This is a genomic window from Enterobacter sp. CC120223-11 (genome assembly GCF_900215375.1).
GTDB lineage: Bacteria > Pseudomonadota > Gammaproteobacteria > Enterobacterales > Enterobacteriaceae > Scandinavium.
Genome location: NZ_OBEF01000008.1, coordinates 19,280 through 36,979 on the forward strand (window position 1 = coordinate 19,280; position 17,700 = coordinate 36,979).

A 17,700-nucleotide genomic window follows, 5' to 3' on the forward strand; every position below is an offset into this window, starting at 1 on the left:
CACGTCGGCACCTTGTGATCTTCAGGGTGCCTTACTTTTCTCCAGCGCATCACAAAAAAGGACCAACTGCGGCAGTGCAGGTATCACGCCAGATTGCTTAATCTTTTCGCTGATTTCCGCCGTTTGCGCTTTAAGCTCCTTCATACCGAATACTCCGAACGCGCCTTTCAGCGAGTGCAGCTCGCTTAAAATAACCGTCGGACTCTGGTTTTCAATGGCTTCTCTGATAAGTGCCACCGAGTCAGCGCAGGTCTGTTCAAACAGGTCGCGTACTTCGTCGGGCAGCGGTTTGCCGCCCAGTAGGCCAAAAGCTGAGGCAGTTGCCGCCTGTACGGGTTGGGAAGGGCAGATTTCAACCAGGGTTTGTCCAAGCTCGTTCAACAGCAGCGGTTTGGCCAGCACTTTGATCATTCCGACGGCATAACACGCCTCGTACTCCTGTTGGGTGACGTTCGCGCTGACCGCCACCACGGGCAGTTCGGGCCAGTTTTCGCGAAGATTTTTCGCCAGTTCGTAGCCGTCCATCCCTGGCATCGAAAGGTCGGTCAGCACGATATCGACGGTTTGCTGCCGCAATAGCGCCAACGCCTCTTCACCTTCCCTGGCTAAAATGACCTGACAGCCCAGCAGCTGCAATTGCTCTTCTAATAACCGGCGATTAACCGGGTTATCCTCCACCACCAGAACGCGCAGCGTGGCTGACAGCGGCTTTGGCGCATGTTCGGGCAGGGCGATGGGCTGGGAATTGAAGGGCGGTAGTGCTTCGTCTGGGATGATCTCGCCCAGTGGCAGCGACACCCGGAAAATGCTTCCTTTACCCAATTCGCTGCTGGCGGAAAGGGTGCCGGACATCGCTTTCACCAGGCCGGAACACAACGCCAGACCGAGCCCACTGCCGCCATAGCGGCGATGGATGGTGTCATCCGCCTGGCGAAACGCGTGGAAAACATGTTTCAGCTGCGCGGGACTCATGCCAATCCCCGTATCGGTAATGGCGATCTCTGCCTGTGCGCTTTCTGCGTTCAAGTTGACGCTTAGCCTAATCTGTCCCTTTTCGGTAAATTTCAGCGCGTTGGCGAGCAGATTGTTCAGCACCTGACGCAGGCAGGTTGGGTCGCCGCGCATCGGCAGACTTTTGTTTCCCCCGGTTTCACCGTGCAGCTCAATGTCTTTAGCGGCGGCAAGCGGCGCGAAAATCGCCAGCACATCCGCCGTAACCGCATACAAATCGAACGGCACGGTTTCCGGGCGCAGTTCGCCCGCTTCGATTTTCGAAAAATCCAGGATGTCGCTGATCGTCAGCAGCAGGCTGTCCGAGGCGCGCTGAATAATATCCAGCCTTTCCCGCTGCGTCTGCGAGGCGGAATGCGAAAGCAGCTCCAGATTGCCGAGAATGGCGTTCAGCGGGGTGCGGATTTCATGGCTCATGGCGGCGAGAAACGCTGATTTCGCTGCGCTGGCGTTGTCCGCCGCCACGCGGGCCGCCATCAGCTGTTCCTCCAGCCGCTGTTTGTTGGTGATATCGGTAAACGCCACCACCAACACGTCGTCGCCCTGATAACGGCCCGGCGCCATGCTGATGGCAAAATCAATCTGCTGACCGTCGGACATCGCCAGCTTTTTCTCAAACTGTGCCAGCCCACGGCCCGTGCTGGTTTGCTGCAGGTAACTGCGCACCAGCGTCTCGGCCAGCGTCTCATCGCCAGAACAGAGCCTCTCTTCAGTCTGTTTCAGTACCGGACTGCACAGCAGAAAGGCCCGCCGTTCCACGCTCAAAATGCCAATCCCCAGCGGGGCCGTGTCGATCAGCGTCCGGTTCAGCTGTTCGCTTTCGTAAATATGGCGCGAGTGCTGGATCAGTGGGCGGAAGATCCGCAGCTTAAAGTAGAGCAAAAAGCCCCAAATCAGCAGCAGCAGGCCCGCTGTCGCAAGCGTAGCTTCGCGGATCTGGCTGCCGACGACGGCGGCAACCTCGCCCCATGAAACCTCAAACCGCAGCAGCCAGCCGCTGTCTGCGAGCGGTTCGAGGAAGACGATCCCGCTTTCTGAATCACGCTCTAAGATTTCACTACCTGGCCATGCGATAGCAACAGACGCCAGCGCCGCAAGCAGCGAATGGTCGGCTGGGGCGTTGCTGAATCCGGTAATGATTTCACCGCTGGCGGCCTGGATACTCATCGTGCCGAACTGTTCACTGTGAATCGCGGGCGAGGAGATCGCAGGGAAGGGAAACGTCATCACCAGCGTGGCAAAGGGGCGGGCGTTGAGCATAACCGGGGCCGCCAGGCGCAGCACTTGTTCATTTTCGGGAGCCCGCAGCCAGACGATCCGCGCGGCCAGCGGATCGTTGCTGAGTGTGCTGATGCCGTCAATGTCGTCGCCAATCTGGTTGAGGGTGAAGTGCGCGGTTTTGCTGTTGCTGGCAAGAATATCTATCACCCCGTAATCGGGGTGATAAAGGCAGCCGGAGAGGGCGCCGCTGTGCTGCGTGGTGTCGTCACTGGTCATAAAGCGCGCTATCCAGCCTGCCAGATCCTGAAACATCCGGCTGTCCGCGCTGTTGCTCTGAATATCTTCCGGTAAATAGAAGGCCCGCGAGGCCGGATCCGCTAAACGTTTGTGAAAGGTCAGGGGGCTATCTGTACTGCTCGCAGACGGCTCGATGTCTCGCAGCTTATCCCTTTCGCTTAGCATAATATCTAAGCCGGTTAATATATTCTGGAAACTGTTTTTGCGTTCGCCGATATTTTGCACCAACAATGCGTGCTCAGAAACAAAGCGTTGGCGCAGCACTTCTATATGACTCACCATCGCCATTCGGGCATTGGTCAGCAGAATAATAAGCAACATAAGAGTGGCAAAAATGCCGCTGCCAAAAATTAACAGCCGCTGATATGCCCGAAAGCGAGCCAGTGATTTTATTTGCGCAGTCAACACAACATTCACGAACGTTTTTCCGTTCGCCCTCATAAAAGAAATAAAGTATGGCGGAAGTCCGCTGGAGAAAAAATCGACGATAAAGACAATCGAACTCGTCCGATAAAAACAGAGGCTGAAATCAGACCCGAATGATTTTTTTATTACCGTTAACCCTGTCTTATATAGCTCCGGGCTATATAGGAGCCGCCAGAGTCGTTCAGTGAGAACTATTGGGGTGGAGTCGCGAGCCATTGCTGTAGCGCCTGGACTTTTTTACGCCATAATTAAAAATAATGACCTGCAAAAGGACGCTGTAAGACCATGAAAATTCGCATCATACTGGCCGACGACCATCCTGCCTTGCTCGCAGGACTGACTCATGAACTCGCCAAACTGCCGACGCTGGAGATAGTCGGTACGGCAGAGGATTCGGACTCGCTGGTGGAGTTAATCAATACCACGGAAGCGGATGTGTTGGTCACCGATTACGTGATGCCAGGTGGCAAATATGGCGACGGCATGGGTCTGCTGGCTTACATCCGCCGGGCCAGGCCGAAGCTGAAAACGCTGGTCTTCACTACGCTTGATAACCCGGCGCTGACCCAGGAGCTGGCTAAGCTCGGCGTCAACGGGGTGCTGGGTAAAACGCAGCATACCAGCCAGTTAATTTCAGCGATTCACGCCATTTATGCCGGATCCAACTATTTCCCGACCCATGACCTCACCACCGGACACAGCGGCATCAGCCAGAATCCTTCCGAAAAGGTCACGTTGACCAAGAGGGAGATGGAGGTCCTGCGCCTGTACATTTCCGGGATGTCGGTCAATGAGATTGCTTCCCAGCTAAACCGGACCAAACAGACTATCAGCTCGCAAAAAGCGGCAGCGATGCGCAAACTTGGGATCACCCGCGATGCCGATTTGTTCCGCTATGCGTTTGAATCGGGGATGTCGGCAGGGCAATAGGAGGGGGATTTCCCGGCGGCGTAAACTTGCCGGACCTACGGGTTTCAAGGGTGTAGTAGGTCCGGTAAGGCATCGCAGCCGGGCAAATTTGCCCTATTACTTCTTCGCCACCGGCGGAACACAATCCACAATCAGCGCACGAGAAATCGCGTGCTTCTGCAAATGCGTTCCCTGCAATTCCTTCTCAGCTTTAGCGCGCAGAACGGGCATCGGTGCAGCCGCGCCTGAACTTGCCACTTTGATGAAATAGGTTTTGCCTGCTTCCAGTTTTACGCGATACAGCTCTTCGGTTTTACCCGGGTAGAGCGGGGCATCGTGCTGATAAGCGCCCAGAGTATGGTTGCCCGGCACCAGGCAAAACTCGCTGTAGCCACCCGCCTGTAGTGCGGTGTGGAAACGACCGTCGATATAGACGTTGGCGCCGTTGTTGTTGTTTACAGCCGGACCTGCCCAGTAGTACACGATATTGGCACGGTCCGCGGCCGGGGCCGCTGCGGTCTGGTACGGTTTACCAAACAGGTGTTTGTTGGCTTCGTCGGTGGAGATTTTGGCGAAGGCCATGGAGGTCAGCAGCAGGGAGATGCCGCCGACGGCAAAAACTTTACGCAATAACATTTTACTTCTCTCATGAAAAATCTTGTTGATTCAGAGGCCCGCCGTGCGGGCCTCTGAGCCTTACTTAGTGGTAATCAACCGTCACGCCAACCTGGATAAGCAGGTCTGCGTTCAGCCCTTCGTTGCGGTAGACGTCGTAGGCCACCCCGGCGGCGGTCACTTCGCCCAGGTTGTCCCACTCACCGGCCTGCATCCCGTTTGGCAGCAGGTCGCTCAGCACCACCACGTCGCCCGCGTTCCCTTTAACGGCCATCTGGACGGTGGCAATTTCCCCTTCGCCAGCCGAAATAAACGCGCTGGTATGGCCCTGGTCGAGCACATCACCCAGAGAAATCTTGAGGGTGTTGTTGCCGGACCCCGTGATATCGATGGCTTCGATGGAGCTCAGGCGACCCTGCCAGGCGGAGAGATCCAGCACCTGATTGGCCCCGGTCAGTTTCAGGGTGTCGATACCGCCGTTGCCCTCAATGAGCTTCACGTTGTCCAGTGCGCTGACATCCGCCACCGAGAAGACATTATCGCGGCCCTGACCATACAGTTCCGTCACATCGCCGTTCACCTGCATATTGACGCCCGGCGTCAGGCCAGAAGTGGCAACATAGTTCGACTGATTCCCGGCCTGGTCGATAATCGCGGCGCTTGCCGTGCTGGCAGCCCCGACTTCAACGCTTGCGGAGCCCGCCGAAATCTCTTCTGCGGTCAGGATATGTTCGAAGCGATGCGCACCGCCGTCAGTGACGACGCTGATACGATCGCCCGCAGCCAGGCCTGACTGCGCGAAGTCCACCACCACGCTGGTACCGTTCAGGTGCACCGCAGCAGGGACGCGAGGCGCTGAAGTATCCAGCGTGACAGCTTGTTGCATCACGAAGCCACTGTTGGCGCCATCCACCACGCGGGTCAGCACATTCCAGCTCGCAAAGTGTTCGCTCATGTCCTGTGCGGCCCATTTCTGGCCGTCTACCATCGCTTCAGACCAGGTACGGCCGCCGTCAACGGAGACTTGCAGTTTTTGCCCTGCGGTCAGTTCAGCGCTGAGCGTGCCGTACATCAGGCGGCCCGCGTCGCCGCTGTCGGTAACAAAGTCATTCCCGTCGGTGCCGGAGTCTTTACCCATATGGCCGAGACGAGCGATCTGCGTTGGGCCTTCACCGCTGAAGATAATCACCTCAAAGGCTTCGGAAGTAGGGCTGGTGTTGCCCGCGTCGTCCTGCACCACGGCGGTGAACTCGTACACGCCATCGTTCAGATCGGCTGCTGGCGTCATGCTCCATTTGCCGTCGGTGTTTGCCTGAGTGCGGCCAATTTCTACGCCTCGGTCATATATAATGACGGTGGCATTTGGTTGGCTTTCACCTTTGATCTCCGGACGACGATCGTCGGTCAGATCCCCGGACTTCAGTGCGCCCTGCAGCGAGCCCACATTGTCCTCAACGCCCGTAATCACCGGTGCATCAGGCAGTTCCACCACGATGTTGGTGTTCCAGGCCTCAGAGGACCCGGATGTATTGCCCGCTTTATCCTGAGCGGTGGCGCTAAAGCTGTGTGGGCCGCTGTCCAGCTCAGCTTCTGGCTGGAAGCTCCACTCGCCGTTTTCATTCGCGATGGCCTCGCCGAGTTTCGTTTCGCCGTCGTAAATGCTCACCACAGAGTTGGCTTCCGCCGTGCCTTTCAGCGTCGGACGCAGGTCGTCAGTGCTTTCGCCGTTAGTCAGGTCACCCTGTTTCACGCCCACGCCATCGACGAGAGAGCTGATAACCGGGGCGTCTGGCGCAGTGGCATCAACGTTCACAATCCACGGGTCGGAAGGGGCAGACTGGTTGCCCGCCGGATCCTGAATAATGACGCTGATTTGATGCTCGCCGTCGCCAAGATCTTCGGTTGGGGTGAAATCCCAGGTGCCGTCTTCTTTAACCGGCGCTTCGCCAATCGGCTCGCCGCCATCGGTGATGACAATAGTGTCACCCGGTTTACCTGTACCGTTGAAGGTCGGTTTCTTGTCGTCAGTGGTGCCACCGTTTTCGATTGGGCCGGTGAACGGACCTTCGTTGTCGGTCACGCCGCTGATCCCAGGGCCTTCGCCGTCAACAGCTGGCTGGTCTGGTGCAGTCACGTCGATAACCACCACCCACGGTGCAGATGGCGCAGAGGTGTTGCCCACGGCGTCCGTCGCGGTGGTGGTCAGGCTATGTGGGCCTTCGGCCAGCGGCTCTGCTGGCGTGAATGTCCAGATGCCGGCTTTGTTTGCAATCGCTTCACCCAGTTTGGTTTCGCCGTCGTAAATCGCGACCACAGAACCGGCTTCCGCCGTGCCTTTCAGCTCTGGCTGGGTGTCGTCGGTGATAGCGCCGTTAGCCAGGTCGCCTTGTTTCACGCCCACATCATCAGCGAGGCTGCCGATAACCGGCGCGTCTGGTGCGATGGTGTCGACAATCACAATCCACGGGTCGGAAGGGGCTGACTGATTACCCGCCGGATCCTGAATGATCACGCTGATTTCATGCTCACCGTCACCAAGATCGGTGGTTGGGGTGAACTCCCAGGTGCCGTCTCCATTAACCGGAACTTCGCCAATCGGCGTGTCGCCATCGGTGATGATGATGGTGTCGCCTGGCTTGCCGGTACCGTTGAAGGTCGGCTTGCTGTCATTGGTGTTGCCGCCGTTTTCAATGGCACCAACGGTTGGCTCTTTGTTATCGGTCACGCCGCTGATCCCCGGGCCTTCGCCGTCAATAGCTGGCTGGTCTGGTGCGGTCACGTCGATAACCACGACCCACGGCGCAGAAGGCGCAGAGGTGTTGCCTACGGCATCAGTCGCAGTGGCGGTCAGGCTGTGGGAGCCTTCGCCCAGCGGTTCTGCTGGCGTGAATGTCCAGGTGCCGTCTTCAGCGACAATGGCTTCGCCGAGTTTGGTTTCGCCGTCGTAAATGCTGACCACAGAACCGGCTTCCGCCGTGCCTTTCAGCTCTGGCTGAGTGTCGTCGGTGGTTTCGCCGTTAATCAGGTCACCTTTTTTCACGCCGACATCATCAGCGAGGCTACCGATAACCGGTGCGTCTGGCGCGGTGGCATCGACAATCACAATCCACGGGTCGGAAGGGTCAGACTGGTTGCCCGCCTGATCCTGGATAATCACGCTGATTTCGTGTTCACCGTCGCCCAGCTCTTCATCCGGCGTAAACGTCCAGTCGCCGTTCTCGTCGATAATGACTTCACCAATCGGCTCACCGCCGTCGGTGATGATCACGGTGTCGCCCGGCGTGCCGGTACCGTTGAAGGTCGGTTTGCTGTCGTCAGTGGTGCCGCCGTTGGCAATTTCGCCAGTGGTAGGCTCTTTGTTGTCGGTGACGCCGCTGAGGCCCGGGCCTTCGCCGTCAATGCCTGGCTGGTCTGGTGCGGTCACGTCGATAACAACCACCCACGGCGCAGAAGGCGCAGAGGTGTTGCCCGCGGCATCTGTCGCAGTGGTGGTCAGGCTGTGTGAGCCTTCGCCCAGAGCTTCTGCTGGCGTGAATGTCCAGGTGCCGTCTTCGCCGACAATGGCTTCGCCGAGTTTAGTGCTGCCGTCGTAAATGCTGACCACTGAACCGGCTTCCGCGGTGCCTTTCAGCTCTGGCTGGGTATCGTCGGTGCTAGCGCCGTTAGCCAGGTCACCTTGCTTAACGCCGACGTCATCCGCGAGGCTGCCGATAACCGGTGCGTTTGGCGCAGTTGCGTCAACAACCACAACCCATGGCGCAGACTCTTCGGACTGCGTGCCTGCCGGGTTTTGAGTCACGAACGTGAAGCTGTGTTCACCGTCGACTAAGGCTTCTGGCGTGAAGCTCCAGTTGCCTTCGTCGTCGCTGTTTACGCGAGCGATTTCTTCACCTTTGTCATAAATGATGACCACGGAGTCCGCTTCAGCGGTGCCTTTAATCACAGGCGTATTGTCTGCGGTGGTTTCACCAGACTCTAAGGACAGGGCGGTTTCACCGCGATCGTCATACACTGCATCAACCACTGGCGCATCAGGCACGCCGGTAGCGATAGTGATGGTCCACGGCAGAGACTCCGCAGAGACGTTCCCCGCCGGATCTTTGGCGATGGCGGTAAAGGTGTGCGGGCCAAGTAACATGTCGGTGGCTGGTTCAAATATCCAGTCGCCGGAAGCGTTAGCCTTCACTTCAGCGATTTTTACGCCGTTGTCGAAGACCGAAACAACGGTGCCCGGCTCGGCACGGCCCTTCAGAGTTGGCGTAGTGTCGTCGGTGCCAGCACCGTTAGCCACAGGCCCGGTAATCGCGCCTTCATTATCGATAATTTCGACAATTTGCGGCTGCGCCGGCGGTACGGTGTCGATGATGAAATTAAATTTCGTCGAAGACAGCCCTGTGTTACCTGAGAAGTCGATAGCTACGGCACGTGCCGCGTAGACGCCGTCCGGCAGGCCGTAAGGCGGGGTGAAGGTCCAGGAGCCGTCAGGTCTGGCATAGGTGGTGCCGATCAGCGTTTTGTCGTTGTAAATCGCGACCATGCTGTTGGCTTCCGCTCTGCCGGAGAAGGTTGGGGTGTTGTCGCTGGTATAGTCATTCTGACCGAGCGCGACCGCTGCACCGCTGTTGTCGGCGCTTACGGAAGACAGGGCTGCACGCGCAGGCGCAACGGTGTCGATGATCAACACGACGTTACCGGACTTCAGACCGGTGGCCTGATCGCGAACCTGGAACAGCTGACCGCCTTCTTCCAGAGGGATGTCAAAGCTAAACTGCCATGTGCCCGCCTGGCTGACTTCGGTATAGCCAATCAGCTCACCGTTGAGGAAAAACTCCAGCGTGGCGCCTGGCTCGCCGACACCTTCGATCAGTGGCTCTTTATCGTCGGTGACGTTGCCATTGAACAGCGGCTGTTCGGTACCGACGTCGTCAGTCATTTTGGTGATCGCAGGCTTCACGAAGGAAGTGGGTTCTTCCAGCGCGGTTAACTGCAGCTGCGGCTGTGCCGCGGCGTGACTGCTTTCATTGTCCAGGGAGGCGGCTGTTTTTTCCAGCGACTGCACAATTTCCACGCGCTGAAGCACTTTCAGCGATGCGACGTCAGGCTGCGCTTCAACCGTGCTGACCGGCTGGGACGCCAGCGCAACCAGGCCCTGCGGAGGATTCTGTTCAGCGCTCAGATGCTGCTGATAGTCGCCTTTTTCATTGAGAGTAAAAACTTTACCATTGTGTTGGTAAAAATCTTTAATCACGACCACTGACGGAGTGGCAGAAGCAGATGAAAGGGTGATGTGCAGATCGTTATCCTGACGCTCAGGGGAAACCTGGCTCATAATATCCGTATCGCTGTTATCAGAAATAATATAACGAGAGCCCGGCATTGCCTGCACAGTAAAATACGGCTCAGCGGCTTCTTCTACTGGAAGGAAAAATAATTCATCTCTATCGTTTAAATAAGAGAAATTCATTCTTTAATTATCCAAAGTATTATTTAAGAGAAAGCGAGCCGCCAATTCGGCTCGCTTTGGTAAAGCGTTCCTTTAATTCCGGGTATTAAGAATTAATGGAACTGCACATCAACGTCCTGTTGAATCAGAATGTCAGCATTCATACCTGAGTGCTGGTAGAGGTCATATTTGATGCCTGCGGCGGTCACTTCGCCGAGGTTTTCCCAATGGCCGACGTCCATACCGTTTGGCAGCAGGTCGCTGAGGACCACCACGTCGCCCTTGTTGCCTTTAACGGCCAACTGAACATTGCCAATTTCGGTTTCGTCAGCGGCGCTGAAAGCGTTCTTGTAGCCCTGGTCCAGCACATCGCCTAATGAGATCTTCAGCGTGTTGTCGCCAGAGCCGGTGATGTCGATGATCTCAACCGAGCTCAGACGTCCCTGCCAGCCGGAGAGATCCAGCACCTGGTCGGCGCCGGTCAGCTTCAGCGTATCGATGCCGTTGTTGCCTTCAATCACCTTGACGTTATCCAGCTGGCTCACATCGGAGACAGAGAAGATGTTGTCGCGGTTCTGGCCATAAACCTCAGAGACATCGCCCGTCACGTTCATGTTGACGCCCGGCGTCAGGCCGGAGGTGGTGGTGAAGTTAGACAGGTTGCCTGCCTGGTCTACCAGCGCCGCACTTGCGGTGGTGGCCGCACCGACATCCAGCGTCACGGAGCCCGCCGCCACGTCTTCCGCCGTCAGGGTGTGCTCGAAGCGATGCGCTCCGTTGTCCGTCACTACGCTGATACGGTCGCCCGCCGCAATGCCGTTCGGGTTAAATTCAACCACCAGGTTAGTGCCATCAAGACGCACTGAACCAGGAGCATTGGCCGCAGTGGTATCCAGCGTGACCGCCTGTTCCATGACCACGCCGGATTTGCCGGTTGAGGTATCAAAGACGCGAGCCTGGATGCTCCAGTTTGCGGTATGCATGTTCAGGTCCTGCGCGGCCCATTGGGTGCCGTCGACCATCGCTTTTTGCCAGGTTTGACCACCATCAACAGAGATTTGCAGCTCTTCACCGGCGCTCAGCTGTGCGCTGAGCGTGCCGTGCATCAGACGTCCGAAGCCGCCGTTGTCGGTAACAAAGTCCTGACCGTCGTGACCGGAGTCTTTGCCCATATGGGAAAGACGCACGACCTGCGTCGGGATATCACCTTCGGAGACGTTGATGTCGAACGCTTCGGATGGCTCGGACTGATTGCCCGCTTTGTCTACCGCCACGGCGCTAAAGTTATGTGCCCCATCAATCAGCTCGGTTGGCACTTCGAAGGTCCAGCTGCCATCGGCTTGTGCCTGAACGCTTCCGATTTCGCTGCCTTTGTCGAAGATCTTCACGGTTGAACCTGCTTCAGCACGGCCAGTTAACACAGGCTGACGGTCGTCGGTGTAATCACCTGGTTCCAGCTCACCTTGCTTGCTGCCGACATCGTCATAGATGCTGTCAATCGTCGGCGCGTCTGGCGCGGTGGTGTCGACATTCACAATCCACGGGTCGGACGGCTCAGACTGATTGCCTGCCGGATCCTGGATAATGACGCTGATTTCGTGCTCGCCGTCATCCAGACCCGGTTCTTCCGGGGTGAATTCCCAGTCGCCGTTTTCATCGATGATGACTTCGCCAATCGGTTGGCCACCGTCTGTGACGATCACGGTGTCGCCTGGCTCACCCTTACCGCTGAAGGTTGGGGTGTTGTCATCGGTCGTGCCGCCGTTTTCCACAGAGCCGGTGATCGGACCTTTGTCGTCGGTAACGTCGCCTAGACCTGGGCCGTCGCCGTCAATGCCAGGCTGAGCCGGGGCAGTGGTGTCGATAACCAGTTCCCACGGTGCAGATGGCGCAGAGGTATTACCCACGGCATCCGTCGCGGTGACAGTCAGGCTGTGTGGGCCTTCAGCCAGCGGCGTTTCTGGCGTGAACGTCCAGTTACCGTCTTTGTCTGCGGTGGTTTCGCCGAGTTTGGTGCTGCCGTCGTAAATTGCGACCACTGAACCTGGCTCCGCCGTGCCTTTCAGCTCTGGCTGGGTATCGTCGGTGGTTTCACCGTTAGTCAGGTCGCCTTGTTTGACGCCAACATCATCTGCGATGCTGCCGATAACCGGTGCGTCTGGCGCAGTGGCATCAACAATCACGATCCACGGGTCAGATGGCTCAGACTGATTGCCCGCCGGATCCTGGATAATGACGCTGATTTCGTGCTCGCCATCACCCAGGCCTGGCTCTTCCGGGGTGAACTCCCACTCGCCGTTTTCGTCGATGATGACTTCGCCAATCGGTTCGCCGCCATCGGTGATGATCACGGTGTCGCCTGGCTCACCCTTGCCGCTGAAGGTCGGGGTGTTGTCGTCGGTGGTGCCACCGTTCTCTACGGAGCCGGTGATCGGGCCTTTGTTGTCGGTAACGTCGCCAAGACCTGGGCCGTCGCCGTCAATGCCTGGCTGACCCGGGGCCGTGGTGTCGATAACCAGTTCCCACGGCGCGGAAGGCGCAGAGGTGTTACCCGCCGCATCGGTCGCGGTGGTGGTCAGGCTGTGCGGGCCTTCAGCCAGCGGTGCTTCCGGGGTGAATTGCCACTCACCGTCTTCGTTGGTCAGGGCTTCGCCGAGTTTAGTTTCGCCGTCGAAAATTGCTACCACAGAACCTGGCTCCGCGGTGCCTTTCAGCGTCGGCTGAGCGTCATCAGTGGTTTCACCGTTAGTCAGGTCGCCTTGTTTAACGCCAACGTCATCTGCGATGCTGCCGATAACCGGTGCGTCTGGCGCAGTGGTGTCTGTGATATCGAGCGTCCACGGCGCAGACGGCGCGGAGGTGTTACCCGCCGCATCGGTCGCAGTCACGGTCAGGCTATGTTCGCCGCCGTTCAGAGGAGTAGTCGGCGTGAACTCCCAGTTACCGTCTTTGTCGGCGGTAGTTTTGCCAAGCAGGTTGCTGCCGTCGTAAATCGTGATCACAGAATCGGCTTCCGCGGTGCCTTTCAACGTCGGCTGCGTGTCGTCAGTATGGTCACCGTTATTCAGATTGCCTGTTTCAGCGCCCACATCATCGATAACCACGCTGATTACTGGCGCGTCTGGCGCGATGGTGTCGACATTCACAATCCACGGATCGGATGGCTCGGACTGATTGCCCGCTGGATCCTGGATAATCACGCTGATTTCATGCTCGCCATCAGCAAGACCAGGCTCTTCCGGGGTGAATTCCCAGTCGCCGTTTTCATCGATGGTGACTTCGCCAATTGGCTCGCCGCCGTCGGTGATAATGACCGTGTCGCCTGGCTCACCCTTGCCGCTGAAGGTTGGGGTGTTGTCGTCGGTGGTGCCGCCGTTCTCAACGGAACCAGTGATCGGACCTTTGTTGTCAGTGACGTCACCAAGACCTGGGCCGTCACCATCAATACCAGGCTGACCTGGGGCAGTGGTGTCGATAACCAGTTCCCACGGCGCAGATGGCGCAGAGGTATTACCCACGGCATCCGTCGCGGTGACAGTCAGGCTGTGTGGGCCTTCAGCCAGCGGCGTTTCTGGGGTGAACGTCCAGCTACCGTCTTTGTCTGCGGTGGTTTCGCCGAGTTTGGTGCTGCCGTCATAAATTGCGACCACTGAACCTGGCTCCGCCGTGCCTTTCAGCTCTGGCTGGGTGTCGTCGGTGGTTTCACCGTTAATCAGGGAACCCTGTTTCGCACCTACGTCGTCAGAGATACTGCCGATAACCGGCGCATTTGGCGCAGTGGCGTCAACAATCACGATCCACGGGTCAGACGGCTCAGACTGGTTGCCTGCCGGATCCTGGATAATGACGCTGATTTCATGCTCGCCATCAGCAAGACCAGGCTCTTCCGGGGTGAATTCCCAGTCGCCGTTTTCGTCGACAATGACTTCGCCAATCGGCTCACCGCCGTCGGTGACGATCACGGTGTCGCCCGGTTCACCCTTACCGCTGAAGGTTGGGGTGTTGTCATCGGTGGTACCGCCGTTCTCAACGGAGCCGGTGATCGGACCTTTGTTGTCAGTGACGTCGCCAAGACCTGGGCCGTCGCCGTCAATACCTGGCTGAGCCGGGGCAGTGGTGTCGATAACCAGTTCCCACGGTGCAGAAGGTGCCGAGGTGTTGCCCGCCGCGTCGGTGGCGGTGGTGGTCAGGCTGTGTGGGCCTTCAGCCAGCGGCGCATCTGGCGTGAACGTCCAGTTACCGTCTTTGTCTGCGGTGGTTTCACCAAGTTTGGTGCTGCCGTCATAAATCGCGACCACGGAACCTGGCTCTGCGGTGCCTTTCAGCTCTGGCTGAGTGTCGTCGGTGCTTTCACCATTGATCAGATTGCCCTGCTTAGCTCCCACGTCGTCAGAGATACTGCCGATAACCGGTGCGTCTGGCGCGGTGGCATCGACAATCACGATCCACGGGTCGGACGGTTTGGACTGGTTGCCCGCCGGATCCTGGATAATGACGCTGATTTCGTGCTCGCCATCCACCAGACCTGGCTCTTCCGGGGTGAACTCCCACTCGCCGTTTTCGTCGACAATGACTTCGCCAATCGGCTCGCCGCCGTCGGTGACGATCACGGTGTCGCCCGGTTCGCCCTTACCGCTGAAGGTTGGGGTGTTGTCATCGGTGGTGCCGCCGTTCTCAACGGAGCCGATGATCGGACCTTTGTTGTCAGTGACGTCGCCAAGACCTGGGCCGTCGCCGTCAATACCTGGCTGATCTGGTGCCGTGGTGTCGATAACCAGTTCCCACGGCGCGGATGGCGCAGAGGTGTTGCCCGCGGCGTCGGTGGCGGTGGTGGTCAGGCTGTGAGAACCTTCGACCAGCGGCGCTTCTGGGGTGAACGTCCAGTTACCGTCTTTGTCGGTGATAGCTTTGCCAAGTTCGTTGCTGCCGTCGTAAATGGTGACCACAGAGCCTGGCTCAGCGGTGCCTTTCAGCGTTGGCTGAACGTCGTCGGTGATATCGCCGCTGTTCAGATTGCCCTGAACTGCGCCCACGTCATCAATGACGTTGCCGATAACCGGTGCATCTGGCGCAGTGGTGTCGACAATCACAACCCACGGATCGGACGGGTCGCTTTCGTTGCCATCTTTATCTTTGATAATAACGCTGATGTCGTGCTCACCTTCGCCCAGTTCTTCTTCCGGGGTGAAGGTCCAGGTGCCGTCGTCACCAACAACCACTTCGCCGATCGGCTCGCCGCCGTCGGTGATAATGACCGTGTCGCCTGGCTCACCTTTCCCGTTCAGGGTGGGGGTGGTGTCGTCAGTGGTGCCGCCGTTGCCGATAGGGCCTTTAACCGGGCCTTCGTTGTCGATGATTTCGTCGATTGGGCCTGAAACGCGCTCATCTTCATTTGGGTCGAGGGGCTGCTGAATTTCCGCGGCACCGATCGTGATATCCCAGGGTTTGGAAGGCGCAGAAATGTTACCGGCGGTGTCGGTTGCGCGCACGGTGAAGCTGTGGGTGCCTTCGTTTAATTCAGCAGAAGGGGTGAAGGACCATTCGCCTTTGGCATTGGTTTGTGCTTCGCCAATTTTCTTGCCGTTGTCGAAAATTTCAATTTTGGTGCCTGGCTCCGCGCGGCCTTGCAGCGTGGGCTGGAAGTCGTCGGTGCGATCGCCAGATTTCAGCCAGCCGGTTTCGCTTCCCGCATCGTCATAGATCCCGGAAATAGTAGGCACAGCAGGTGCTACGGTATCCACGGTGAATTCAAAGGAGCCGGAAGGGGAACTGGTGGTGCCATCGGCAGCCTTTTCTACCAGTGTAATGCTGTGAGAACCGTCGGCCAGCGGCTTCTCTGGCGTAAATGACCAACGGCCATCTTTACCCACGACGGTTTCGCCAATGGCTTTGCCATTGTCATAAATAATAACGGTGTTACCTGGAGTGCCGCCATTACCGGAGAAGGTTGGGGTGTTGTCGTCGGTTGCAGTGCCGTTGGCGATGGCGCCCTGCACGGAACCCTGGTTATCGATAACCAGACCTAATTTTGGCGTAACAACAGTAGCCGCAGGAGCAGAGGAATCAGGTGATTCTGACGGCGCAGAATCGCTATTGTCTTTTTTATCGGAATGATTTTTCATCGCCAGTGCGGCGAGGGTACCGAAGCCTGCGCCAAAAATCCCCAGCGCGGCAAACAGTGGAAATAAGTAGTGGTTGGACTCTTCTTCACCGCCGAGCACCAGCGGGGAGGTTTCGCCGTCTTCCAGCATGGCCGCCAGAGCGGTGCTGTTTTCACCCTCAGAGGAAATATACGGGTAATAAGTCCCGTTTTCAGCCAGGCCAATCAGTTGCGCATTCTGCTGGAAATAATCTTCGATAATAACCGTGGGATTATCCAGCGAATCGCCTTCGAGGCAGATATGCAGATCTTTACCGACGCGTTTGACCGTAATGTTTTCCGGGCCAAAACCGGTTTCTTTATCCGCCAGAATAAACTTACCATTCTCGATAGCTTTAATCTTCTTCGGCGAACCAGAGTGTTTAGCTGTTAAAGACACTTCCTGGCGAATGTTTTTCCCATCCATCAGAATAAGGGTCGTTGGGCGCATAACCATATAGGATTCCTACTTAATTCAATATCTAACAGAACAACCGCTACATGCTGCCGTTGCAATCAACGTAAATGTAACAATCAAAATAAAATGTTTAGTCTTACTAAACAGAGTCCTGGGAGGCGTTGAGACACAACGCAAATGAGTCATTCCCGAGAGTCGCTATTGAACAGTTTGGCCAGGGAAATGTCTTTCTGATTGGTATGAATTCTTAAGGTCTCCTGACAGTCGCGTACGAAAACCTTTAGAGCGACTTAATTTAGAGCGAAAAACCAGATATAAACGGCCCCTCGCAAAGATTCCGCTGTACCTGCTGCTATGAGGCTGTCTATGATTTATCTCTTTACTGAGAATATTTTCCTGAAGCAGGGTGTAAACGCTGCTTTGTACCCACTGCTGGTTGAAACCGTAACGGTGGATGAATATGACCGTTGTGCTGCCGAAAGCATGATGGAAGGGGATGTATTAATGATTGATCCCCATCTTGCTTTTAACTCCATTCTGCAAATGGCTTCGCGCTATTCGCATGACTTAAAAATTGTCTTTTTGAATAGTGATAAATTCAAAGAGGTCAATTTCCGGATGTTATATCCTTCGTCCTGGGTGCTTAATTCCAGGCTATCGCTGGCGAATTTCCGCACCGGGTTATTAAAAATCCTGGTGGAAAAAAATCAGCCTTTGTTCTGTCGAACACACCTGAGCATCAAGGAGAGGTATGTTCTGCTGGAGTCGATGAAGGGGCTCAGCGTGCAGGACATCGCCAAAGAGAGCGGAATCAAAGAGAAAACCATCTATCACAACCGTAAAAGTGCCTGCCGAAAACTGGGCATTGATAAAGTCTGGGAGATTGTGCCCTACAGCCATTCGTTTAACAGCGAGCTGTAAAAACGTGTAATAAAAAAAAGCCGTCAGCGATGACGGCAGCATGAAAAACACATTGCTTATTATTCGGACTCTGATGCAGTGGTGTATGCTTACACTGCCCGTTTAATATACACAGTAATAGTGTAAATAGCATGGCTTAATAAGCGGGAAATATCCTGAAATGCAGAATAATTAATGCCATTCAATCAGTAGCGCTACAATCATTATTATTGCCACTCAATTTATTTGTCAATATAGCATTTCACTTCCAACCATTCATCAGGAAGATGCAAATGGCTGATTTCGCCGCTAAATAACAAC

The 17,700-nt window shown here is 56.5% G+C and carries 6 protein-coding genes; 2 read left to right on the plus strand and 4 right to left on the minus strand.

Going from position 1 to position 17,700, the window contains the following annotated elements; translation table 11 throughout:
- Positions 1–21: 21 nt before the first annotated feature.
- Complete coding sequence (locus CRO87_RS11005; RefSeq protein ID WP_176504296.1) at positions 22–2,850, minus strand: response regulator; 2,829 nt, start codon at positions 2,848–2,850, stop codon at positions 22–24.
- Positions 2,851–3,240: 390 nt separating this feature from the next.
- On the opposite strand from CRO87_RS11005, the gene CRO87_RS11010 reads away from it, so the two are divergent.
- Positions 3,241–3,885: a response regulator transcription factor gene (locus CRO87_RS11010; RefSeq protein WP_097162987.1), complete on the plus strand. Its 645-nt coding sequence runs from the start codon at positions 3,241–3,243 to the stop codon at positions 3,883–3,885.
- 96 nt (positions 3,886–3,981) lie between these two features.
- Here CRO87_RS11010 and CRO87_RS11015 read toward each other — a convergent pair whose 3' ends face one another.
- From CRO87_RS11015 to CRO87_RS11025, 3 genes are all read right to left on the minus strand, one after another.
- Entirely contained in the window at positions 3,982–4,500 is a 519-nt protein-coding gene (locus CRO87_RS11015) for a hypothetical protein (RefSeq protein ID WP_097162988.1), read from the minus strand.
- Between the two features lie 64 nt (positions 4,501–4,564).
- A complete protein-coding gene (locus tag CRO87_RS11020; protein WP_176504297.1) occupies positions 4,565–9,808 on the minus strand; it encodes an Ig-like domain-containing protein in 5,244 nt (1,747 codons plus the stop codon).
- Positions 9,809–10,035: 227 nt separating this feature from the next.
- On the minus strand, positions 10,036–16,512 hold the full coding sequence (locus CRO87_RS11025; protein ID WP_176504298.1) for an Ig-like domain-containing protein: 6,477 nt from the start codon (positions 16,510–16,512) through the stop codon (positions 10,036–10,038).
- 333 nt (positions 16,513–16,845) lie between these two features.
- Between CRO87_RS11025 and CRO87_RS11030 the strand changes: the two genes are divergently transcribed.
- On the plus strand, positions 16,846–17,400 hold the full coding sequence (locus CRO87_RS11030) for a LuxR C-terminal-related transcriptional regulator (protein ID WP_176504299.1): 555 nt from the start codon (positions 16,846–16,848) through the stop codon (positions 17,398–17,400).
- Positions 17,401–17,700 lie beyond the last annotated feature (300 nt).